General features: G+C 71.1%; 18 protein-coding genes. 5 read left to right on the forward strand and 13 right to left on the reverse strand.

Annotated elements, in window-relative coordinates; genetic code table 11:
- Nucleotides 1-134 precede the first annotated feature (134 nt).
- Together ACFQ6S_RS24260 and ACFQ6S_RS24265 are read left to right on the forward strand one after the other, a co-directional pair.
- Entirely contained in the window at nt 135-1,604 is a 1,470-nt protein-coding gene (locus ACFQ6S_RS24260; protein ID WP_383413421.1) for a metallophosphoesterase, read from the forward strand.
- Nucleotides 1,605-1,636: 32 nt separating this feature from the next.
- On the forward strand, nt 1,637-2,341 hold the full coding sequence (locus tag ACFQ6S_RS24265) for a class I SAM-dependent methyltransferase (protein ID WP_383413424.1): 705 nt from the start codon (nt 1,637-1,639) through the stop codon (nt 2,339-2,341).
- A 134-nt stretch (nt 2,342-2,475) separates the two neighbouring features.
- On the opposite strand, the gene ACFQ6S_RS24270 is transcribed toward ACFQ6S_RS24265, so the two are convergent.
- The 6 genes from ACFQ6S_RS24270 to ACFQ6S_RS24295 are packed head-to-tail and all read right to left on the reverse strand — an operon-like array spanning nt 2,476 to nt 7,639.
- Nucleotides 2,476-3,321, reverse strand: coding sequence for an EamA family transporter (locus ACFQ6S_RS24270; RefSeq protein WP_383413427.1), 846 nt, complete (start codon nt 3,319-3,321; stop codon nt 2,476-2,478).
- Complete coding sequence (locus ACFQ6S_RS24275) at nt 3,318-3,824, reverse strand: YbaK/EbsC family protein (protein ID WP_383413430.1); 507 nt, start codon at nt 3,822-3,824, stop codon at nt 3,318-3,320. The genes ACFQ6S_RS24270 and ACFQ6S_RS24275 overlap by 4 nt, the downstream gene beginning before the upstream one ends.
- 43 nt (nt 3,825-3,867) lie before the next feature.
- Nucleotides 3,868-5,157, reverse strand: a complete 1,290-nt coding sequence (locus ACFQ6S_RS24280; protein WP_383413432.1) for an NAD(P)/FAD-dependent oxidoreductase — start codon at nt 5,155-5,157, stop codon at nt 3,868-3,870.
- Nucleotides 5,154-5,951 carry an amino acid ABC transporter ATP-binding protein gene (locus ACFQ6S_RS24285; protein ID WP_383413435.1) on the reverse strand — a complete coding sequence of 266 codons (798 nt, stop codon included), beginning with the start codon at nt 5,949-5,951 and terminating at the stop codon, nt 5,154-5,156. Before ACFQ6S_RS24285 ends, ACFQ6S_RS24280 begins: the two co-directional genes overlap by 4 nt.
- Nucleotides 5,948-6,697, reverse strand: a complete 750-nt coding sequence (locus ACFQ6S_RS24290) for an amino acid ABC transporter permease (protein WP_383413438.1) — start codon at nt 6,695-6,697, stop codon at nt 5,948-5,950. Before ACFQ6S_RS24290 ends, ACFQ6S_RS24285 begins: the two co-directional genes overlap by 4 nt.
- Nucleotides 6,698-6,706: 9 nt before the next feature.
- Complete coding sequence (locus ACFQ6S_RS24295) at nt 6,707-7,639, reverse strand: substrate-binding periplasmic protein (RefSeq protein ID WP_383413441.1); 933 nt, start codon at nt 7,637-7,639, stop codon at nt 6,707-6,709.
- 201 nt (nt 7,640-7,840) lie between these two features.
- On the opposite strand from ACFQ6S_RS24295, the gene ACFQ6S_RS24300 reads away from it, so the two are divergent.
- The gene (locus ACFQ6S_RS24300; protein WP_383413444.1) at nt 7,841-9,037 is read left to right on the forward strand and encodes a CdaR family transcriptional regulator; all 1,197 of its coding nucleotides are present in this window, start codon (nt 7,841-7,843) and stop codon (nt 9,035-9,037) included.
- Between the two features lie 45 nt (nt 9,038-9,082).
- Here ACFQ6S_RS24300 and ACFQ6S_RS24305 read toward each other — a convergent pair whose 3' ends face one another.
- The 3 genes from ACFQ6S_RS24305 to ACFQ6S_RS24315 all read right to left on the reverse strand — a co-directional run bounded on the left by ACFQ6S_RS24305 (nt 9,083) and on the right by ACFQ6S_RS24315 (nt 12,828).
- Nucleotides 9,083-9,592 carry a hypothetical protein gene (locus tag ACFQ6S_RS24305; RefSeq protein WP_383413447.1) on the reverse strand — a complete coding sequence of 170 codons (510 nt, stop codon included), beginning with the start codon at nt 9,590-9,592 and terminating at the stop codon, nt 9,083-9,085.
- A gap of 269 nt (nt 9,593-9,861) precedes the next feature.
- Nucleotides 9,862-12,078, reverse strand: a complete 2,217-nt coding sequence (locus tag ACFQ6S_RS24310; protein ID WP_383413449.1) for an MMPL family transporter — start codon at nt 12,076-12,078, stop codon at nt 9,862-9,864.
- A gap of 150 nt (nt 12,079-12,228) precedes the next feature.
- Complete coding sequence (locus tag ACFQ6S_RS24315; protein ID WP_383413452.1) at nt 12,229-12,828, reverse strand: TetR/AcrR family transcriptional regulator; 600 nt, start codon at nt 12,826-12,828, stop codon at nt 12,229-12,231.
- 164 nt (nt 12,829-12,992) lie between these two features.
- Here ACFQ6S_RS24315 and ACFQ6S_RS24320 point away from each other — a divergent pair, with 164 nt between their 5' ends.
- On the forward strand, nt 12,993-16,232 hold the full coding sequence (locus ACFQ6S_RS24320) for a S41 family peptidase (RefSeq protein WP_383413455.1): 3,240 nt from the start codon (nt 12,993-12,995) through the stop codon (nt 16,230-16,232).
- Nucleotides 16,233-16,382: 150 nt separating this feature from the next.
- On the opposite strand, the gene ACFQ6S_RS24325 is transcribed toward ACFQ6S_RS24320, so the two are convergent.
- From ACFQ6S_RS24325 to ACFQ6S_RS24340, 4 genes are all read right to left on the reverse strand, one after another.
- A complete protein-coding gene (locus tag ACFQ6S_RS24325) occupies nt 16,383-16,577 on the reverse strand; it encodes a hypothetical protein (protein WP_383413458.1) in 195 nt (64 codons plus the stop codon).
- Between the two features lie 87 nt (nt 16,578-16,664).
- Nucleotides 16,665-17,549, reverse strand: coding sequence for an SDR family oxidoreductase (locus ACFQ6S_RS24330; protein ID WP_383413461.1), 885 nt, complete (start codon nt 17,547-17,549; stop codon nt 16,665-16,667).
- A complete protein-coding gene (locus ACFQ6S_RS24335) occupies nt 17,546-18,490 on the reverse strand; it encodes an alpha/beta fold hydrolase (protein ID WP_383413464.1) in 945 nt (314 codons plus the stop codon). The genes ACFQ6S_RS24330 and ACFQ6S_RS24335 overlap by 4 nt, the downstream gene beginning before the upstream one ends.
- The gene (locus tag ACFQ6S_RS24340; protein ID WP_383413467.1) at nt 18,487-19,998 is read right to left on the reverse strand and encodes a flavin-containing monooxygenase; all 1,512 of its coding nucleotides are present in this window, start codon (nt 19,996-19,998) and stop codon (nt 18,487-18,489) included. Before ACFQ6S_RS24340 ends, ACFQ6S_RS24335 begins: the two co-directional genes overlap by 4 nt.
- Nucleotides 19,999-20,132: 134 nt before the next feature.
- On the opposite strand from ACFQ6S_RS24340, the gene ACFQ6S_RS24345 reads away from it, so the two are divergent.
- Nucleotides 20,133-20,774 (forward strand): MerR family transcriptional regulator, encoded by a 642-nt coding sequence (locus ACFQ6S_RS24345; RefSeq protein ID WP_383413470.1) that lies wholly within the window; start codon nt 20,133-20,135, stop codon nt 20,772-20,774.
- Nucleotides 20,775-20,921 lie beyond the last annotated feature (147 nt).

Consider the following 20,921-nt stretch of genomic DNA (forward strand, 5'->3'; position numbering starts at 1 on the left):
GGGATCAGGTGACACTCGGCACAGAACCTACGACAGACGGTCGCGGCCTGCTTCCATGGAGATGTCGCGCGCCGGACCTGGCCCCGCCGTCACCGCCACCTCCCCCGTTAACCACTCAGGGCCACGTAAAGGACATGCGCTGCTGCTTCTCCGCTCATCTCCCCGCTCTCGCAGCACTCTCGGCCTTCCCCGGCCCCTGCGAGGTGCTGCGCTCCGGCGCGCGTCTCGCACCTGCTCTGGCGCGGTCGGCCTCGGCCGCCGTGCGCCGGGCCCGCTCCCCGCATCCCGATGACCTGTCCGCCGTCAACCTGGAACTGGTCACGCTGACCGAGGACCGCGCCGTCGTCACCTGGTACACCGGCATCCCCGGCACCAACGACGGCCTGGGCCACCCCCTCCCCGCGATCACCGAGGGCGAGGTCGTCTACGGCACCCACCCCGGCCGGCTCAACCACACCGCCTCCGAGGGCCGGCCGACCGCCCATCACCAGGTCGAGCTCACCGGCCTGGAGCCGGGGCAGACGTACTACTACCAGGCCCGCTCCCGCGGCGTGGCCGCGACGCCCACACCGCTGCACCTCGTACGCGGCAACGCGGTGGGCACCTCGACGTTCGGGTTCGGCTCCGGCGGCGGGCCGTACTCCTTCACCACCCCGCAGCCCCCGCCCGGCCGGCATCTGCTGTCGATCGCCCTCTGCAACGACCTGCACCTCGGCGAGACCACCGCCGGCCTGGTCGGCGGCCTGCCCCTGCTGCGCGGGGTCGCGCAGCAGCCGGGCCGGGCGCCGTATCCGGAGCTCATGAGCCGGGCCCTGGTCGAGGAGGCCCGGCGGCGCGGGGCCGACCTGCTGCTGGCCGGGGGCGACATCTCGGCCGGCGGGGCGGCCCACGACCTGGGCGAGGCCCGCCGGATCCTGGACGGCTTCGGCACGCACGGGCAGGACTACTTCGTCGTACGCGGCAATCACGACCGCGCCAAGGACGGCGGCACCTTCCGCACGGCCTTCCCGGTCGCGGGCGGACCCGGCTACTTCGCCCGTGACCTCGGCGGACTGCGGATCATCGGCCTCGACACCTACGCCAAGTCGGGCAACGGCGCCGACGCGGGCGGCCTCGGCGCCGAGCAGCTGGCGTGGTTCCAGGATCGGCTGCGGGAGCAGCCCGACCAGCCGACGGTGGTGTTCGGCCACCATCCGCTGACCGTGCGGGACTCCGTCTTCCCGGTGACCCGCGGCCAGTGTCTGGAGCGCCGCCAGGCCCGTGCCGTGGTCGACGCCTACGCCGCCGCGCCCGGTGTCTTCCTGCACCACGCCGGCCACACCCACCGCAACAAGCGCACGATGCTGCTGCGCGCCCCGCACGTCACCCATCAGGAGGTCGCCGCCGCCAAGGAGTACCCCGGCGGTTTCACCCTGGTGCGCATCCATTCCGGCGGCTACGCCCTCAACCACTACAAGGCCGGCGACACCGCCGCCCGGCAGTGGAGCGAGCGCAGCCGGCGGGTCGCCGCGGGCCTGTGGCCGCACCACGCGCTCGGCCGTTCGGTCACCGACCGCAACAGCATGCGGGCGCACGACCTGTCCGGTGTCGCGGGGCGTGAATAGCGCGTGACCGTGGGTGTTCGTAGCATCGAGACATGGCGACCCTCTGGGAGCTCATGCGCGACTGCATCCCCGACGACCACGCTCGGCAGGTCACCTCGCGGTATTACGTCGACGAGGTGATGGCCGCCCCCGGCGCACCCGGGCTGGTCGTCGACCTGGGGTGCGGTCGTGGCACCTCCGCCAAGCTGTTCCGCAGGCACGACCCCGAGGTGCGGTGGGTCGGCGTGGACATCCGTGACTCGCCGGAGGCCGGGCAGCGCACACCGGGCGGCGACCCGGTGGTGCACTACGACGGCGTCCGCCTCCCCCTCGGCTGCGGCTCGCTCCCGCTGGTCTACTCGCACCAGGTCTTCGAACACGTCGCCCGTCCGCGCGAGCTGCTCGCGGAGATCGCCCGGGTGCTGAAGCCCGGCGGCCGCTTCATCGGGTCGACGTCCCAGTTCGAGCCGTACCACTCCTTCAGCCTGTGGAACTACACGCCGTACGGCTTCCGGATGCTGGTCGAGGACGCCGGGCTCGTGCTGGAGGAGATCCGGCCCTCCCTCGACGGAGTCGCGCTGATCATGCGCAGCTACCTCGGCCGGCCGCCCGAGTACAGCCGCTACTGGGACGAGCAGTCCCCGCTGAACACCGAGATCGACGGCTGGGCCAAGCATGGCCGCCGCCGCACGGCCCTGGTGAACCTGCGGAAGCTGACGTACTGCGGCCAGTTCGCGTTCCGGGTGGCCAAGGCGTAGGGCTCCGCCGGTCGGGCCGTCGTTCGTGTGCGGCGCCGTCGTGGCCGGTCGCGCAGTTCCCCGCGCTCCTTGGGGCGTTGCCCGGAACGGCGCCGCTGACCCCACCCGCATGCGACGACCCGGGCCCAGGCGCCTCAACCCGTGTGCAGCATCAACCCGATCCCCACGACCAGCAGCCCCGCCGCCAGGATCCGCCCCAGCCCGAACCGCTCCTTGAAGAACACCGCCCCGATCGCCGCCCCCACGATGATGGACGACTCCCGCAGCGCGGCGATCGGCGCCAGCTCCGCCTTCGTCTGGGCCCACAGGACCAGCGCGTACGCGGTGACGGACAGCGCCGCGCCCAGCAGCCCGAGCGCGGCGAACGGTCGCAGCACGGCGACCGTCTCCCCGCGCCAGCGCCAGACGGCGTACGCGGGGATGACGAGCCCCTCGACCACCATCAGCCAGGCGATATAGCCGAGGGACGAACCCGAGGCCCGTACGCCCAGCCCGTCCAGCACGGTGTACGCCGCGATGCTCAGCCCGGTCGCCAGCGCCGCGCCGATCGCGGCCCAGTTCGGCCGGCGCCCGCGCAGCCCCCACAGCGCGACACCGGTCAACCCCGCGCAGGACAGGGCGATTCCGGTGGCCGCCCAGCCGTCCGGCACCTCGTGCGCGAACACCGCGGCGAGCACGGCGACCACGAGCGGCGCGGTGCCGCGCGCGAGCGGGTAGGCCAGCCCGAAGTCGCCCAGCCGGAAGGACTTCATCAGCAGCGCGAAGTAGACGATGTGGACGACCGCGGAGGCCAGCAGATACGGCCACGCCCGTGCCGCCGGGAACGTCCCGAAGGGCATCAGCGCCAGCCCGATCAGCACGCCGCCACCGGCGATGAGCGTGAACCCCACCAGCTTGTCGGTGATCTTGTGGGCGATGGCGTTCCAGCCGGCGTGCGTGACCGCGGCGAGCAGGACGGCGGCGGTGACCAGCGGGGTCACGAAGTCTGCTCGCGCACGTCCACCAGGGTGGCGCCGGCGTGGGCGACGAGGTCCTCGGGCGCCATGGGGAAGACCGCGTGCGGGTTTCCGGCGGCGGCCCACACGACCTCGTGCTCCAGCAGCGACCGGTCGGCGAGCACCCGCGTCTTCGTGAGGTGCCCGAAGGGCGGTACGCCCCCGATGGCGTATCCGGTCGTCTCCCGGACGACGTCCACCTTGGCCCGCGTGACCTTCTGGGCGCCCAGTGCCTTCCGGACGAGCTCCAGGTCGACCCGCGACGCCCCGTCCATCAGGACCAGCACCGGCACCCCGTCGGCCGCGAAGATCAGCGACTTGCAGATCTCGCTGAGCTCGCAGCCGATCGCGGCGGCGGCCTCGGCGGCGGTACGGGTCGCATCCGGGAAGCGGCGGATCCGCCCCCGCAACTCGCCCAGCCCCAGCTCATCCAAGGCGGCGGCGAAACGGGGGTGGGCTCCGGACTGGGTGCTGTCGGTCGTCGTCATGCAGGGCACGCTAGCCGTGCGTGTACGGGACACGCGACCGAGTTCAGCGCCCCGGCCGGTCGAAGCGGAACGGCGCCAGCACCTCCGGACGGCGGCCGGTGAGGAGGTACTCGGCGAGCCGGTGACCGGTGGCGGGGCCCAGAGTGACGCCGAGCATGCCGTGGCCGGTGGCCGCGAAGACGTTGTCGTGTCCCGGCAGACGGTCGATCACCGGGAGCCCGTCGGGGAGGAAGGGCCGCCCGCCCACCCAGGGATCGCGGATCCGGCTGACCAGGTCGTCCGGGTCGTCGAACCAGCGGCCCAGGTAGTGCCGGCTCGCGAGCGCGACGGCGACGATCCGGCGCCAGTCGAGCCGGTTGTTGTTGCCGCTCAGCTCCATCGTGCCGCCGATCCGCGTGGTCCCGCCGATGGGTGAGGCGACGGCACGGCGCTCACCGAAGTACAGCGTGTGCCGGGGAGCGGGGTCCAGGTCCACCGAGAAGCTGTACCCCTTGCCCGCCTGCAGCGGCAGCCGGTGACCCAGGGCGCGCAGCAGCTGGGGGGTGCGCATGCCGGCCGCGACGACGACGGCCGAGCAGGGGATCTCGCCCTGGTCGGTCCGCAGCGCTCCGACGTGCCCCGACCCGGACCGGAAGCCGGTCACCTCGGCGTTCTCGTGGACCTTCACGCCCGCGGCGGCCAGTGCCTCGCCGAGCCCGCGCGCGAAGGCCTCCGGATCGACCACCCCCTCGCCCTTCACGAGATAGGCCGCCCGCACCCTGTCCGACAGGGCGCTGTCCAGCAGACGGGCCTCGGTGCCCGTGGTGACGTCGGCGGGCAGCGAGTAGCGGCCGTCCGCCATCTCCCGCTGGATCGCGAGGTGGTGGCGTGCCTCGGCCGGTGACAGGAAGGCGTGCACCATGCCGGGCCGGGTCAGTGTCGTGGCCACTCCCGCGTCGTCGAGGGCGTCGAAGAGGTCGAAGGTGTCCCGGTTCAGCTCGGCGATCGCCGTGTAGCCGCGCCGGAACGCGGCCGGTGTGCTGCTGCGCCAGAACCGCCACAGCCACCGCAGGAACGCCGGGTCCGGGAGCGGCCGCAGATACAGCGGTGAGTCGGGTCGGCCGAGGGAACGCAGCGCGTAGCGCAGCACGCCGGGGGCGGGGACCGGGGTCGAGTGGCTGAGGCAGACCCAGCCCGCGTTGCCGCGGGACACGCCCGAGCCCAGCCCGCGCCGCTCCACGACCTCGGTCGGCACACCGGCCGCGGCCAGGTAGTACGCGGTGCACAGCCCGATGACACCGCCGCCGACGACGACCACGGGGGCCGACCCCACCGGCCCTGCCGTACCGGTCATGACCGGGATCCGTAGGACGCGAGGAACTCCCGGGTGCGGGTCTGGGCGGGGTTGTCGAGGACGTCCTTTGGCCTGCCCTCCTCCACGATCCGGCCGCCGTCGACGAAGACGACGTGGTCGGACACCTCGCGGGCGAAGGGAAGTTCGTGGGTGACGAGCATCATCGTCATCCCGTCCGCGGCCAGTTCCCGCATGACGCTGAGCACCTCCCGGGTGGCCTCCGGGTCCAGTGAGGACGTCGGTTCGTCGAAGAGCAGCAGTTCCGGTTTGAGCGCCAAGGCCCGTGCGATGGCGACGCGTTGCTGTTCACCGCCGGAGAGCTGTTCCGGCTGGGCGAGGGCGCGGTGCGCGACGCCGACGCGGCGCAGCAGGGCGACGGCGCGTTCCAGTGCCTGCTGTTCCGGGATGCCCGCCCTGCGCTGGGCGAGGACGACGTTCTCCACGGCGGTCAGGTGCGGGAACAGGTGGAAGCGCTGGAAGACCATGCCAACGGTGCGGCGCAGCCGGGGCAGATCGCGGCAGACCGTACGGCCGTCGCGGTGCACGACCTCTCCGGCGACCTCGATGGTGCCCCGGTCGGGCTGTTCCAGGAGGTTGACGCAGCGCATCAGGGTGGTCTTGCCGCCGCCGCTCTGTCCGATGACGGTGACGATCCGGCCGCGGTCGATCTCCAAGTGGACGTCGTCGAGCACGAGTCGGCCGTCGAAGGACTTGCTCAGCCCCTCGATCCGTACGACGGCCTCGGGCCGCGCGTCGCCGGTGTCGGCCTTGGCTGCGGTGACCGGCTCGGTCATACGGCACCTGCCTTCACGGTGGTCTCCGGTTGTTCGGCGAGCAGGGCGCGCGCCGCCCGCAGGCGTCGCCGTCGCCACGGGGAGAGGGCGACGCCCGCCCGCACCTTGCGCTCCAGCAGCAGAAGGAGCTGGGAGAGCGGGTAGCACAGGGCGAAGTAGATGGCGGAGATGACCAGATACACCTCCAGGGCCCGGAAGGTGGACGAAGTGATGAGCCTGCCTTCGCTCATCAGCTCGGCGGCCGAGATGGTGACCAGGAGGGACGTGGACTTCAGCAGGTCGACGAGGAAGGTGTTGGTGCCGGGCAGGGCCTGGCGGACGGCCTGCGGAAGGATGACGTGGGCGAAGATGCCCGCCCTGCCGAGTCCGAGCGCCTCGCCCGCCTCGGTCTGTCCGCCGTGCACCCCGCTGATCGCGGAGCGGAAGATCTCGGACAGGTAGGCGGCGTAGAACACGATCAGGCTGACGCAGCCGGCCGTGAACACGTCCAGCCGGAGCCCGGCCGAGGCCAGGCCGAAGTAGGCGAGGAAGATGATGGCCAGCAGCGGGATGTTCTTGAACACCTCGGTGTAGACGGCGGCGACGGCACGCGCGAGCCACACCTTGCTCAGCCTGAGCAGCGCCACCGCGAGACCGAGCAGCACCGCGCCGGCGAAGCTCACCACCGTGTAGGAGACGGTGCGCCAGAGGGCGTCCAGCAGATCGGGCCGGTAGTCGGACCAAGGGACCTGGAAGAGACCGGACATGTCATCCCCTCACTGCGCGATGGACGGCGGCGTCCAGTCCTGCGGCCGGTCCACGCCCCGGCGCGCGGTGGCGACGTCGGCGGCGGGCTTCAGGAACTGCTCGGGATCACCGCCGTACTTCTTCACCAGCTCGGCCATCTCGCCGCTGGCGTACATCGCGTCGATCTGCTTCGAGATCGCCTTCTCCAGCTTGGTGGCCTGCCGGGGGAGGTAGAAGCCGGTCTGGTACGGCTGGAAGTAGGCGTAGGCGGGCTGGGCCTTGACCTGGTCGGCGGTCGGCGGCGTCATGTACTGGGTCTGGATCTTCAGGTCCGGGCGCTCCTTCTGCGCCGCGATGATGATCAGCGGGTCGAGGAAGCCGACGTCGATCCGGCCCGCACCGAGGTCGTCGAACACGCCGTTGGCGTCGGGGTAGGCGTGCAGCTTCGCGTCGGGCACGGCCTGGATCGACTTGACCCAGACATAGCCCTCGACCGTTCCGAGGTCCAGGCCCTTGAGGTCGTCGACCGTCTTGTAGGTCTTGTCGCCGGCGACCGCCATGGCCGGGGGCGAGTAGTAGGGCGGGTCGGTGAACAGCCCCTGTTTCTGCCGGTCCTCGGACCAGGCCACGCCGCCGACGGTGATGTCCACGCGACGGGACTGCACTCCGGCGAGCATGCCGGCGAAGTCGGTCACCTGGGGCTCGATCCTGAGGTCCAGCTTCTCGGCGACGCGGGTGAGGATGTCACCGTCGAGTCCGACGATCTTCCCGCCCTGGACGGTGGTGTAGGGCGCGTACGGCTGGACGGCGACCTTGATGACGCCGGGGGTGAGCGTGCCGAGCGCGGCGGCCTCGGCGGACACGTTCTCCGGTTCGTCGTCACCGCCCGAGCCGCAGGCGGAGGCCGTCAGAAGCAGGAGTATCGCGGACAGAGCGGAAGCAAGCGGTCGTATGCGGATCATGGCCTGGGCCTTCCGGATCGGCGCTGAACGAACCCGCCGTTCACCGCGCTGTGCCCCCGGCGGGGAGGTGATTGGGGCCATACGCTACGAACAGGCCCGGCGTACGTCACCGGTCACTCCGTACGAACTTGTGGCTGAAATCGCGCGATCCGCTGTACGGTGCGTCCAGCCGCGGCCGTCCCCCGCAGCGGGAGGAATCCCATGCTGAGCCCTGCCCTCGCACAGGAGATCGCCGGGGACACCACCGCCGTCATCGGCTTCAACGTGCTGATCACCGACGCGGAGGGCATGGTCATCGGCAGCGGCGACAGCAGCCGGGTCGGCTCCTTCCACGAGGCGTCCGTCGAGGTGATCCGCACCCAGGAGCCCGCCACGCACAATGCCTCGCAGGCACAGTTGCTGCGCGGCGTACGTCCCGGTGTCACGCTGCCGCTGGTCTCGGACGGCGCGGCGGTGGGGACGGTCGGCATCACCGGGACGCCCGCCCAGGTCCGCCGTTTCGGGCTGCTGGTGAAGCGTCAGACGGAGATCCTGCTCCGGGAGTCCGTCATGCTGCGCTCCCGGCTGCTCGCCGAACGGGCGGCCGAGAAGCTCGTCGCCGACATCGCCTCCTACGATCCCCAGGTCGTGGAGGGCGAGTTCCTGATGTTCCGGGCCGCCGAACTCGGCTTCGACCTACGGCTGCCGCGGGTCGCGGTGACGTTCGAGGTGACCGTGCCGGACGCGGGCACCCGACGCCCCGCCGCTCCCGGCCGGAACATGACGCTGGTCCGCTCGGAACTGCTCCGCACGGTCCGCGAGGTCTTCGCCGACCCCCAGGACATCGTCGCCGCCACGGCCCCCGGCTGGATCGGCGTGCTGCATCGCCTTCCGCCCTCCCGCAAGGCGGGGCACCTGGCCGACGACTGCCGGCGCATCACCGACGTCATCGCCGCCCAGGACGGCCTCGCCGCCCGCGTGGGGATCGGCGAACGGGCCACGTCGCTCGGCGGTCTGCGCGACTCCTACCAGGACGCGTGCGACGCACTCCGCCTCGGCGCCCGCGTGACCGGTGACACCCCCGTCCACCTCATCACCGACCTGAGGGTCCACCAGCTCCTGACGGCGGTGGGCCGCCCCGCCCGCAATCGCCTGATCGAGCGCGCCGCCGCGGACCTGCGGGCCCAGCCGGACTGGCCGGTGCTGCGGGACACGATCACCGCGTGGTGCGAGAACGGCTTCAACCTCGTACGGGCGTCCACCGCCCTGCACATCCACCGGAACACCGTCGTCTACCGAATGAACAAGATCGAGCAGATCACCGGCCGCCCCCTGCGGGAACACCGCACCACGATGGCCCTGTACCTGGCGTGCCTGGCCGACCGCCTGGGCACGGGGACCGCCGACCCCACCGCGTGAAGAAGCCGGTGAGAACGCCGCGGTCCCGCGGAGCACTGGCCGAGGTCAGGAGTGGTACAGCACTCGCACGACCATCGTGTCGGCCGGCAGGTCCTGCAGGTAGGCGTTGAACCACTGCCGGTAGCCGGGGCCCCCGTACTCGACCCAGCGGCCGGCCAAGGTGAGCATGGCCGGGGTGGGGAGCACGTCGGCGACGCGTTCCGCGATGTACGCCTCCCGGTCACGGCCGAACCAGTTGTAGGGGTCGTGGGTGAACCGCTCCTCCAGCTCCGGGTCCTTGGCGATGGCCCGCAGCACCGACTCCGGACCGGTGTGGCGGTCGGCGAACCGCCGCCAGTCGTCCCACCGGCGTGCGGCCTCCCGGCCCACCTCCGCCCGGTCGGTATCGAGGTCGAGCAGCCCGCGCGGCCCCCCATGGCACCGCGAGCGGGGCAGTTCCTCGGGCCGTTCGGTCCACTCGTCGTGGCGGACGAGTCGGGGGTCGTCCTCGTGCCCGGGAAGGACGGCGAACGCGTAACCGGCGCCGGAGACGAACCAGTAGTCCCACTCGCCCACCCAGTCCGCGTGGGGGATGTCCTCGCGGTTTTAGTCGTACGGAGCCATGGCTTGTCCGATCGCCCGGTGCAGCGACTCGGGGTCGTCGGGGTCACAGGGCGGGACACAGACGGTGACGCGCTGCTTGGCCATGGCTCCTTCTTGTCAGAGACGATGACATCGTCTCAGCCCAAGATGGCCATCGGCTGACACCCAGCACGAAGAAGGCCGGTGAAGGCACCCCGTCCCCACGGAGCCCTCACCGGCCGGCCTGCTTCACTGGTGACGGGTCAGACGCGTACCAGTTCCCGGTCCTCGTCCTTGTCGGTCCGCGTCCGCAGGCCCTCGCCCTCCACGTCCACGTTCGGCAGGGCCCGGTCCAGCCACTTCGGGAGCCACCAGGCCTTCTTGCCGAGCAGGGCCAGGACCGCCGGGACGATGGCCATCCGCACGACGAAGGCGTCGAAGAAGACGGCGATCGCCAGGCCGAAGCCGATCATCTTGACCATGGACTCGGACGAGCCGATGAAGCCGGCGAAGACCGCCATCATGATCACGGCCGCGGCCGTGACGACCCTCGCGCCGTACTTGAACCCGGTCACCACCGCCTGGCTCGGCTTCTCACCATGGACGTACGCCTCGCGCATCCGCGTCACGAGGAACACCTCGTAGTCCATCGCCAGGCCGAAGACCACGCCGACCATGAAGATCGGCATCATGGACATCACCGGGCCGGTCTCCTCCACGCCCATGAGGCCAGCGAACCAGCCCCACTGGAAGACCGCGACCACCGCGCCGAGGGCCGCCATCACGCTCAGCAGGAAGCCGAGCGCCGCCTTCAGCGGGACCAGGATCGAGCGGAAGACCACGATCAGGAGCAGGAAGGCCAGGCCCACCACCAGTGCCAGGTACGGCAGCAGCGCGTCGTTGAGCTTCTGCGAGACGTCGATGTTCATCGCCGTCGAGCCGGTGACCAGCACGGTCGCGTCCGTGTCGGCCTTCACCTCCGCGCCCTTGTCGCGGATGGAGTGCACCAGGTCCTCGGTCGTCACCGACGACGGCTTCGACTTCGGGATGACCGTGATCGTGGCCGTGTCGCCCGCCTTGTTGGGCGCCGCCGGCGTCACCGTCACGACGTTCTTCAGACCCTTGATGTCATCGCCGACCTGCTGGAAGACCGCGTCCGGGTCCTCCTTGCCCTTGGCGTCGACCACGACCATCAGCGGGCCGTTGAAGCCGGGTCCGAAACCGTCGGACAGCAGGTCGTAGGCACGACGCTGGGTGGTGGACGTCGGCTGCGATCCGTCGTCGCCGAGACCCAGTTCGAGGGAGCCGGCCGGGATCGCCGCCGCGCCGAGGCCGATGACCGCCAGCAGCAGCACGGCGATCGGACGGCGTACGACGAAGCTGGCCCAGCGCGTGCCCATGTTCGGCTTGGCCTTGCCGGCGGCCGCCTTCTTCTCGGCCCGGTTGCCGCCCATCCAGCGGCTCCTGGTGCCCGCCGGGCGCACCTTCTTGCCCGCGTATCCGAGCAGGGCCGGGATCATCGTGAGCGCGATCAGCACGGCGATCACGACGGTGCCCGCGGCCGCGATGCCCATCTTGGTCAGCATCGGGATGTTGACGACCGACAGGCCGACCAGCGCGATCACGACCGTCAGGCCCGCGAAGACCACCGCCGAACCCGCCGTGCCCACGGCCCGGCCGGCCGCCTCCTCGCGCTCCCGGCCCTCGGCGAGCTCGGCGCGGTAGCGGGAGACGATGAACAGGGCGTAGTCGATGCCGACCGCGAGGCCGATCATCATCGCCAGCGTCGAGGTCGTGGAGCCCAGCTCCAGCGCGCTCGCCAGGGCGGTGATCGTCGAGATGCCGATGCCGACGCCGATCAGGGCGGTGAGCAGCGGGAGACCTGCCGCGATCAGCGAGCCGAACGTGATGACCAGGACGACCGCGGCGACCCCGATGCCGATGATCTCCGTGGCTCCGGTCTCGGGTGTCGTCTGGAGCGCGTCACCGCCGACCTCGACGGTCAGCCCGGCGTCCCGCGCGTCCTGCGCGGCGTCCTCCAGCGCCTCCCGTGAGGAGTCCTGCAGCTCCATGCCGGAGACCTCGTACTTCACCGACGCGTACGCGATCGTGCCGTCCTTGCTGACGGCCTTCGCGGTGTAGGGGTCGGCGACGGAGGCCACCTCGGAGCCGTCGGACAGCTCCTTGACGGTCTCCTGCACGGTCGCCTTGTGGCCGGCGTCGGTCATCTTCTGGCCGTCCGGCGCCTTGAAGACGACCCGGGCGGTCGCACCGTCGGCGCTCATGCCGGGGAAGCGCTGTTCCAGCAGGTCGAAGGCCTTCTGTGCCTCGGTGCCGGGGATCGAGAAGGACGTCGTGCCCGCCGCGGGCGCACTGGCCGCGCCCACACCCGCGAGGGTGAGCAGCGCGACCCATATCAGGGCGACGAAGTGCCGTCGCCTGAAGGCGAGCCGGCCGACTTTGTAGAGGAACGTGGCCACGAGGGCGACTCCCGGTCAGGTCGTGGGGTTGGGGCGCCCGGCCGGGGTTCCGGCACAGGCCCCAGGGCAGGGGTGATCAGCCCGACGACGTGAGCGGGTACGTCAGGTGGAGGGCTTGCTGAAGGGGACTCGTCAGCTGAAGGGGACTCGTCAGCTGACGGAAACGCCGAGGGCGGGGAGGACCACGGCGTCGATGTACGAAGTGAGGAACTCCTGGGTCGGCGGCTGGTCGTCGATCAGCGTGCGCGTGGCGAACGCGCCGACGAGCATGTGCACGACGTAGTGCAGCGCCGGGCAGTCGGCGCGGATCTCGCCGCGGTCGACGGCCCGTTGCACCACCCGGTGGAACTCCTCCATCTCCGGCTCGATGAGGAGTTCCTTGAACGCCTGGAGGAGGTCCGGGTTGCCGTGCACCGCCATGAACAGACCCCGCATCAGCGCGGCGTTCTGCTGCATGGAGCAGTCGTCCTCACGGGAGGTGAGGGTGTGCAGGTCGCCCCGCAGGGATCCGGTGTCGACGTCGGAGATGCCGCCCGGCTTGTTGTGCCGGATCGCCTTCGCCACCAGCTCCGGCTTGCCGCCCCACTGGCGGTAGAGCGTCGCCTTGCTGGACCGGGTGCGGGCCGCCACGGCGTCCATGGTGAGGGCGTCGTAGCCGACCTCCCGGAGCAGGTCGAGCACGGCCTCGTACAGCTCGGCCTCACGCTCAGGGGTGATGCGGCTGCGACGCGCGGCTGCGACCTCGGTCACCGTTCTCACCTTCCCACTCCGAACGACACGGTTTCGTACACCACGACGATAGCGCACCCACGAGCGAAACGAAACGGTTTCGTTCGTGTTCTGGCTCACGCCCGTCTCCCCGACAGGAGATGTCACGAGTTGCTCAGGTACGTCCACGGGAAAAGCATGGGGAGGTGAGCTATCTGCGCCTGCCGCACCTCCATGACGACCTGCTGTGCTTCGTGGCCGAGGACGACCTGTGGCTGGCCCCCCTCGGCGCCCCGGGCCGCGCCTGGCGGCTCACCGTGGACCGCACCAAGATCGGCCACCCCCGCTTCTCCCCCGACGGCCGGCACATCGCGTACACGAGCTGGCGCAGTCTGGTCCCGGAGATCCATCTGGTCCCGGTGGACGGCGGACCGGGCCGGCAGCTCACCCACTGGGGATCGGCGGACACCCAGGTGTGCGGCTGGACCCCCGACGGCATCATCCTCGCCGTCGCCTCCCACGGTGAGCCCTTCTCCCACTTCACCTGGGCCTACAAGGTCAGCCTCGGCGGCGACCCCGGCCGCAAACTGCCCTGGGGCCCCTGCTCCGACATCCAGGTCGCCGACCTCGACGGCGAGCGCAAGAGCCTGCTCCTGACCGGCACCCCACCACATGAACCGGCCTCCTGGAAGCGCTACCGGGGCGGCGCCACCGGCCGCCTCTGGATGCACGGCGAACGCCTGCTCGCCGACCTCGCCGGCCACCTCGACTCCCCCATGTTCGTCGGCGGCCGGATCGCCTTCCTCTCCGACCACGAGGGCGTCGGCAACCTCTACTCGTGCGCGTACGACGGCTCCGACCTGCGCCGTCACACCGACCACGACGCCTTCTACGCCCGGTACGCCTCAAGCGACGGAACCCGGGTGGTGTACCAGTGCGCGGGCGACCTGTGGATCGTGGACGACCTGGCCGCGGACTCCGAGCCGCGCAGGCTCGACGTACGGCTCAGCGGGCCGCGCGCGGGCCGACGTACCTACCAGGTACCCGCCGCCCAACACGTCGACGGCATCTCCGTGGACGAGACGGGCCGCGCGAGCGCCGTGGTCGTACGCGGCAGCCTGTACTGGCTCACCCACCGCGACGGCCCGGCCCGCACGATCACCGACACCCCGGGCGTACGGGTCCGGCTGCCGGAGATGCTCGGCCCGGTCGGCCAGGTCGCGTACGTGACGGACGCCGAGGGCGAGGACGCGATCGAGATCGCCTACCTGCCCCGGGCGACGGGCGACCGTGAGCCGCGGCGGATGGCCTCGGGCGAGCTGGGCCGGGTCCTGGAGATGGTCGCCGACCCGAAGGGCGAGCGCCTCGCCATCGCCGCACACGACGGACGGCTGCTCCTGCTCGACGCGACCGAGGACTCCAACGGCGAGGTCACCGAGCTGATCCGGTCGGTCAACGGACCCGTACGGGACCTGGCCTTCTCCCCCGACGGGGCATGGCTGACCTGGTCGCACCCCGGGATCGGCCGCTCCCTGCGCCAGATCAAGCTGGCCCGGATAAAGGACGCCCTGATCGTCGACGTCACGGGCGGCCGTTTCGAGGACGAGAACCCGGTGTTCACCCGGGACGGCCGCTACCTCGCCTTCCTCTCCTGGCGGGGCTTCGACCCGGTGTACGACGTCCACACCGGCGACCTCTCCTTCCCGCTCGGCTGCCGTCCCTACCTGGTGCCCCTGTCCTCCGCGACTCCCTCCCCCTTCGCCCTGAACCCCGAGGGCCGCCCGGCCGCCGGCGGCCTGGACCCGGTGGAGGACGAGGAGGGCGACGGCGGTGGCGCGACGACCGTCGAGGTCGAGGGCCTGGAGAGCAGGGTCACCCCCTTCCCGGTCACCGCCTCCAAGTACTCGGCGCTGTGCCCGGTCTCGGGTGGCGGGCTGGTGTGGCTGCGCTGGCCGATCTCGGGAGCGCTGGGCGAGACGTTCGCCAACCCGGACGACATGACCGGCCGGCCGACCCTCGAACACTTCAGCATCAGCAAGGCCAAGAAGTCCGAACTCGTCGACCATCTCGACTGGTTCACGGTCAGCGGTGACGGCACCCGCCTGGTCGTGGTCGACGAGGGCGATCTGCGGGCGGTGCCCGCCACCGAGTCCGGCGACAGCGACTCCACCGTCTGGATCGACGCGCGCCGCATCCTGCACGAGGTGGACCCGGCGGCCGAGTGGAGGCAGTCCTACGAGGAGGCGGGCCGGCTGATCCGGGCGTACTTCTGGGAGCCGCGGATGTGCGGCATCGACTGGGACGCGGTCCTCGACCAGTACCGTCCCCTGGTCGAATGGGTCGCCTCCCCCGACGAGTTCGCGGATCTGCTCCGCGAGGTCCTGGGCGAACTCGGCACCTCGCACGCCTATGTCGCCGCCGCCCGCCGCAACGAGGGCCCGGCGCACTACCAGCGCTGGCAGGGCCTTCTGGGCGCCAACTTCGTACGCCGCGACGAGGGCTGGATGGTCAAGCGCATCCTCCCCGGCGAGTCCTCCGACTCCAAGGCCCGCTCTCCGCTGGCGGGTACGGGAATCCGGGAAGGCGCGGTGCTCACCCACGTGGACGGCCGCCCGGTGGACCCGGTCGCCGGCCCGTATCCCCTGCTCGCCGGGGCGGGCGGTACGACGGTGGAGCTGACGTTCACCCCGGCCGAGGGCGAGGCGGGCCGGGCCCGCCGGGTGGCAGTGGTCCCGCTCGTCGACGAACGCCCTCTGCGCTACCAGGACTGGGTCGCCAAACGACGTTCCGTCGTACGGGAGTTGAGCGGCGGCCGCTGCGGCTATCTGCACATCCCGGACATGGGCGGCTCGGGCTGGGCCCAGTTCAACCGCGACCTGCGCATGGAGATGTCCCGGCCCGCCCTGATCGTCGACGTACGCGGCAACGCGGGCGGTCACATCAGCGAACTGGTGGTGGAGAAGCTGACGCGCACGATCCTGGGCTGGGACCTCACCCGCAACGCCCAGCCGGTGTCGTACGCCTCCAACGCCCCGCGCGGCCCGGTGGTCGCCCTGGCCGACGAGGCGACCTCGTCGGACGGCGACATGATCACGGCCGCCTTCAAACTCCTCAAGCTGGGCCCGGTGGTGGGCCAGCGCACCTGGGGCGGAGTGGTCGGCATGACCGGCCGCCACCGCCTGGGAGACGGCACGGTGATCACGGTCCCGATGAACGCGGCGTGGTTCGACGCGTACGGCTGGAGCATCGAGAACAAGGGGGTGAGCCCGGATGTCGAGGTCCTGCGGACGCCGCTGGACTGGGCGGAGGGCCGCCACGCCCAGCTGACGGACGCGGTGGAACTGGCGCTGGAGCTACTGGAGACGAACCCTCCGGCAACTCCCCCGGACTACGCACACGTACCGGACCGGTCACGTCCGAAGTTGCCGCCGCGTGCAACCCCCTAGGGGCGCGGGGCTGTATCAATCCGCGGCTCCGCCGCGCGGGCGCGACCAGCCCCCACCGGCCCGCACCCGCAAACGAACCCCCAGCACCAACGCAAAACGCGGGGCACCCACCATTCCTGGGGGCACCCCGCGTCTCAGCGAACCGACTGACTACCGGTCGTAGTCCTGGTCGAACCGCTCCTCGTCCTCACGCTCACGCATCCGCTCGGACTCCTCGTCCCGCTGCGGCCGCTGACGGCCACGCTCCTGCTCACCGTGCTGGCGCGGACGCTCCGGCTGACCGTGCTGGCGCGCACGCTCCTGAAGCTGCTCGGACTTCTCCTTGAACTGGTCCTTCATGCCCATGTGGGTTCACTCCCGTAGTGGGTGGGGGTTGGCCCCTCGCTGGGGCCTCGACCAGATTCACACGGGCGATAACCCTGCGCATGTCGATCAGTTACGCCGCGTAATACGTTCCTGCTCATCGGCGGCGCCACCCGCTCCGACCAGCCCCGTCCGCACCCCCGACAGCCGGTCCCCGAACCGCCGCATCTCCCGCTGCCCCACCGTCCCGATGAGCCCCGGCAGATACCCGCGCACCCCCTGCATCCCACGCAGCCACCACTGCCCGTACACATGGCTGGAGCGCCGCTCGATCCCGGCCACGATCCGGTCGACCGCCGGCCCCAGCGGATAGGTCTTGTTGGACGGCCACGGCAGCCGCTTGCGCAACTCCCGCATGACGTCGTCCTGATCGGCACCGCGCACCATGTCGGTGTCGGTCCAGGACAGATAGCCGACCCCCACCCGCACGCCCTTGTAGCCGACTTCGGCCCGCAGACTGTGCGCGTACGCCTCCACACCGGACTTGGACGCGCAGTACGCCGTCATCATCGGCGCGGGCGTGATGGCCGCGAGCGAAGCTATCTGGAGGAGATAGCCCCGGCTCTCCATCAGCACCGGCAGGAACGCGCGCGCCGTCACCGCCGACCCGATGAGGTTGACCTCGATGACCCGCCGCCACGCCTCCGGGTCGGAGTCCACGAACGGTCCCCCGCTGGCGACACCCGCGTTGGCGACGACGATGTCGACCTTCCCGAATCGCTCCTTCACCTCCTGCGCGACCCGTGCCATCGCCTCGTGATCCGTCACGTCGGCGTACCAGTGCCCGCTGTCGCCGTGCAGTCGTTCGGAGACCTGCTTGAGGGCGTCCGGCTCCAGCCCGACGAGCGCCACCGTGGCGCCGCGCGCGGAGAGCTTGCGCGCGAGCAGCTCACCGACGCCCCGCGCCGCGCCCGTGACGACGGCCACCTGTCCTTCGAGGCTCACCCTGCTCATGCGCCCTCCTTCACCTGAGTGTGCGTCCTGGTCCCCGGGTACGTCGTGACGAGTTCCCGTATCTTCGCGGTCACCAGCTCGGGCGCCTCGATGGGCGTCATGTGCCCGAGGCCGGGCAGTTCGGTGACGCCGAGGCAGTTCGGCAGCGCGGCGGCGAGTGAGCGCGCGTGCACCGGCGGGGTCAGCCGGTCGGCCGTGCCGACGATCACGGCGGTCGGCAGCGCCAACTCCCGTACGCCATGGTCGAGATCGAGCAGATCGAGCACCCGCGACCAGGCGTGGCGCACCTTGCGCGGACACGCGTGCACGATCCGCGCGCAGGCCTCGACCATGTGCGGGGCCGAACCGGGGCCCATCGTCGCGTACTTGAGGATCGCCCTGGCGATCGGTGTGACCGGCCCGAGCGGCGCCCGGGAGCCGAGGACCCGCCCGGTCAGCCAGGTGCGCAACCGACCCGCACGCAGCGGCAGAACCGTGGACTCGGCGACCAGCCGCGAGGCGCCCGTGCTGCACAGCAGGACCGCGGTGGCGTGCTCGCGAAAGCCGGGGCGCGCGGCGGCGGCCATCACCGTCATGCCGCCCATGGAGTGGCCGACGATCACGGCCTTCTCACCGGGCGCGAGCGTCGCCTTCAGGACGGCTTCGAGGTCGTCGGCGAGAGAGTCGGTACTGCACGCCGAGCCGGCCGGGCTGCGTCCGTGGCCGCGCTGGTCGTAGGCGATGACCCGGTGGTCGACGGCCAGTTCCCGGATCTGCGCGGCCCAGAAGGCGGTCGAGCAGGTCCAGCCGTGCGCGAGGACGACGGCAGGAGCCTGCCCGTCGTCGACGGGTCCGTGCACCTCGACGTGCAGCCGGGCCCCGTCGGCCGACACGGCCGTCATCTCGTGGGCGGGGGTGGGAGGGGCGTACGGCCCGGAGGCCACGTTCATCAGGCGGCTCATGCGACGGCCTCCGCGCTCTTGTCGGTCTCGGCTTCGATCGACGTCCGGACGACGGCGTACTCCGCGAGATCCACCCGCCGTGTCGCCTGCCGGAACTCACTCGTGGTTCCGGGCCAGATGGTGGTGTTGCGGCCGCTGGCGTCGAGGTACCAGCTCGTGCACCCGCCCGTGTTCCACACCGTCCGTTTCATCCGCTCCTGCACCCGGCGGTTCCAGGCGTGCACGGCACTGGGGCGCGCGTCGAGGGCCACCCGGCCGCCGAGGACGTTCAACTGCCGTACGAAGTCGGCCATGTAGTTCAGCTGGGACTCGATCATGAGGATCATGGACGAGTTCCCGAGCCCGGTGTTGGGCCCGATGACGGTCATCCAGTTCGGGAACCCGGCGGCCGAGGCACCCCGCAGGGCCTCCATGCCGCCCTTCCACGTCTCGGCGAGCGTCCTGCCCTCCGCGCCCACGACCCGCTCGGCGATGGGCATGTCGGTGACATGGAACCCGGTGCCGAAGACGATCGCGTCGACCTCGGCCTCACTGCCGTCGGCGGCCACGACGGTCGAGCCGCGGATCTCGCTCAGCCCACTGGCGACGACGTCCACATTGGGCCGGGCGATCGCCGGGTAGTACTCGCTGCTCAGCAGGATCCGCTTGCAGCCGATGCGGTAGTCGGGGGTGAGCTTGGCGCGCAGGGCCGGGTCCTTGATCGCGCGGGCCATGTTCCGCTTGGCCAGCCGCTCGATGAAGCCGAGCTCGTTGGGGTGCTTGGTGAACGCCTGGACCTGCAACTCCCGGATGCCCCACAGCAGTCCGCGGCGCAGCCGGCTGGTGAAGGGCAGGGCCCGGTGCAGGGAGCGCTCGGCCCCGCTGATGGCACGGTCCATGCGGGGCATCACCCAGGGCGGGGTGCGCTGGAAGAGGGTCAGCCGGGAGACCTCGGGCTGGATGGCCGGCACGATCTGGATGGCGGAGGCGCCGGTGCCGACCATGGCGACGCGCTTGCCGCGCAGGTCGTAATCGTGGTCCCAGCGGGCGGAGTGGAAGACCTTGCCGGGGAAGGAGTCCAGCCCGGGGATGTCGGGCAGCTTCGGGTCGGACAGCGGACCGGTGGCGGAGACGACGAGGTCGGCCGACAGACTCCCGCTGCTGGTCTCGATGTCCCAGCACAGCCGTTCGCCGTTCCAGGTCATCCGCTTCACCTCCGAGTCGAAGCGGATGTGCGGGCGCAGCCGGAAGACGTCCGTGACATGCTCCAGGTAGGCGCGGATGTGCTCCTGCCCGGAGAAGGTGCGCGGCCAGTCGGGGTTGGGCGCGAACGAGAAGGAGTACAGGTGGGACGGTACGTCGCAGGCGCACCCCGGATAGCTGTTGTCCCGCCAGGTGCCGCCGACGCTGTCGGCCCGCTCCAGGACCACGAAGTCGGTGACGCCCTCGCGCCGCAGCCGTACGGCGGCCCCCAGCCCGCCGAACCCGGACCCGACCACCGCGACCCGCACATGCTCGCGTTCGGCCATGCCTGTGCCTCCACACATCGAACCGGAACCACGCCAGTGAACACTGGCGCAATGGGGAGAGTAGAGGAGGCGCGTACCGACCGGTAGGGGTCAGGACGAGGAAAGTTACCGCCGGTACGAATTAAGGTTCCGGAGTGACCGAGAAGCGTGAATACCGCATGGAGGAGCTCGCCCGACGGGCCGGCATCACGGTGCGCACCCTGCGCTTCTACCGAGAACGCAAGCTGATCCCGCCACCGCGCCGCGAGGGCCGTATCGCCTGGTACGACGACCACCACCTGGCCCGCCTGCGCACCATCGCGGCACTGCTGGAGCGCGGCCACACCCTGACCGGCATCGGGGAACTGGCCGAGGCCCTCGACCACGGCCGCGACGTCGCCGACGTCCTCGGAGTCAGCCCGACCGAGGAGGAGCCGGTCCGCCTCACCCCCGAGGAACTCGCCGCCCGCTTCGAGGGCCAGGTCACCCCGGAGAACCTCGCCGCCGCACTGGACCTCGGCTACCTCGGCACCGACGGCGACGAGATCGTCCACATCAGCCGCCGCCTGCTGGACGTCTCCTCGGCCCTGGTCCGCGAGGGCATCCCGCTCGCGGAGGTCCTGGCGGCGGGCAAACAGGTCCGCGAACACGTGGACGACCTGGCCGAGATGTTCGCCGACCTGGTCCTGCGCCACGCCCAGGAGGAAGACCTCCCTCGCCTGCGCCCACTCGCCCGCAGCGTGGTGGAGGCAGAACTCTCACTGGCACTGGACCGACGGCTGCGCAAGCAGTCGTAGCCCTTCGGACTTCCGCCCGCTCCGGCCAGTACCTGATTCCTCCGCGGGCGTCTCGCATTCGGTGAAGATTCATTCCATAAGGGCAGATTCCGGGAGACGGTATACGGAATCACGTGCGCACTCCGAGAGTGAGATCGAAAGGCCCCG

This window comes from Streptomyces sp. NPDC056479 (assembly GCF_042795335.1).
Taxonomy (GTDB): domain Bacteria; phylum Actinomycetota; class Actinomycetes; order Streptomycetales; family Streptomycetaceae; genus Streptomyces.

Bases quoted from the DNA above. Each gene is read 5' to 3' on its own strand.
- ACFQ6S_RS24300 (WP_383413444.1), top strand. From the start codon at position 7,841: ATGCTGAGCCCTGCCCTCGCACAGGAGATCGCCGGGGACACCACCGCC.
- ACFQ6S_RS24335 (WP_383413464.1), bottom strand. From the start codon at position 18,490: ATGAGCCGCCTGATGAACGTGGCCTCCGGGCCGTACGCCCCTCCCACC.
- ACFQ6S_RS24265 (WP_383413424.1), top strand. From the start codon at position 1,637: ATGGCGACCCTCTGGGAGCTCATGCGCGACTGCATCCCCGACGACCAC.
- ACFQ6S_RS24280 (WP_383413432.1), bottom strand. From the start codon at position 5,157: ATGACCGGTACGGCAGGGCCGGTGGGGTCGGCCCCCGTGGTCGTCGTC.
- ACFQ6S_RS24275 (WP_383413430.1), bottom strand. From the start codon at position 3,824: ATGACGACGACCGACAGCACCCAGTCCGGAGCCCACCCCCGTTTCGCC.
- ACFQ6S_RS24285 (WP_383413435.1), bottom strand. From the start codon at position 5,951: ATGACCGAGCCGGTCACCGCAGCCAAGGCCGACACCGGCGACGCGCGG.
- ACFQ6S_RS24340 (WP_383413467.1), bottom strand. From the start codon at position 19,998: ATGGCCGAACGCGAGCATGTGCGGGTCGCGGTGGTCGGGTCCGGGTTC.
- ACFQ6S_RS24260 (WP_383413421.1), top strand. From the start codon at position 135: ATGCGCTGCTGCTTCTCCGCTCATCTCCCCGCTCTCGCAGCACTCTCG.
- ACFQ6S_RS24330 (WP_383413461.1), bottom strand. From the start codon at position 17,549: ATGAGCAGGGTGAGCCTCGAAGGACAGGTGGCCGTCGTCACGGGCGCG.
- ACFQ6S_RS24290 (WP_383413438.1), bottom strand. From the start codon at position 6,697: ATGTCCGGTCTCTTCCAGGTCCCTTGGTCCGACTACCGGCCCGATCTG.
- ACFQ6S_RS24295 (WP_383413441.1), bottom strand. From the start codon at position 7,639: ATGATCCGCATACGACCGCTTGCTTCCGCTCTGTCCGCGATACTCCTG.
- ACFQ6S_RS24325 (WP_383413458.1), bottom strand. From the start codon at position 16,577: ATGGGCATGAAGGACCAGTTCAAGGAGAAGTCCGAGCAGCTTCAGGAG.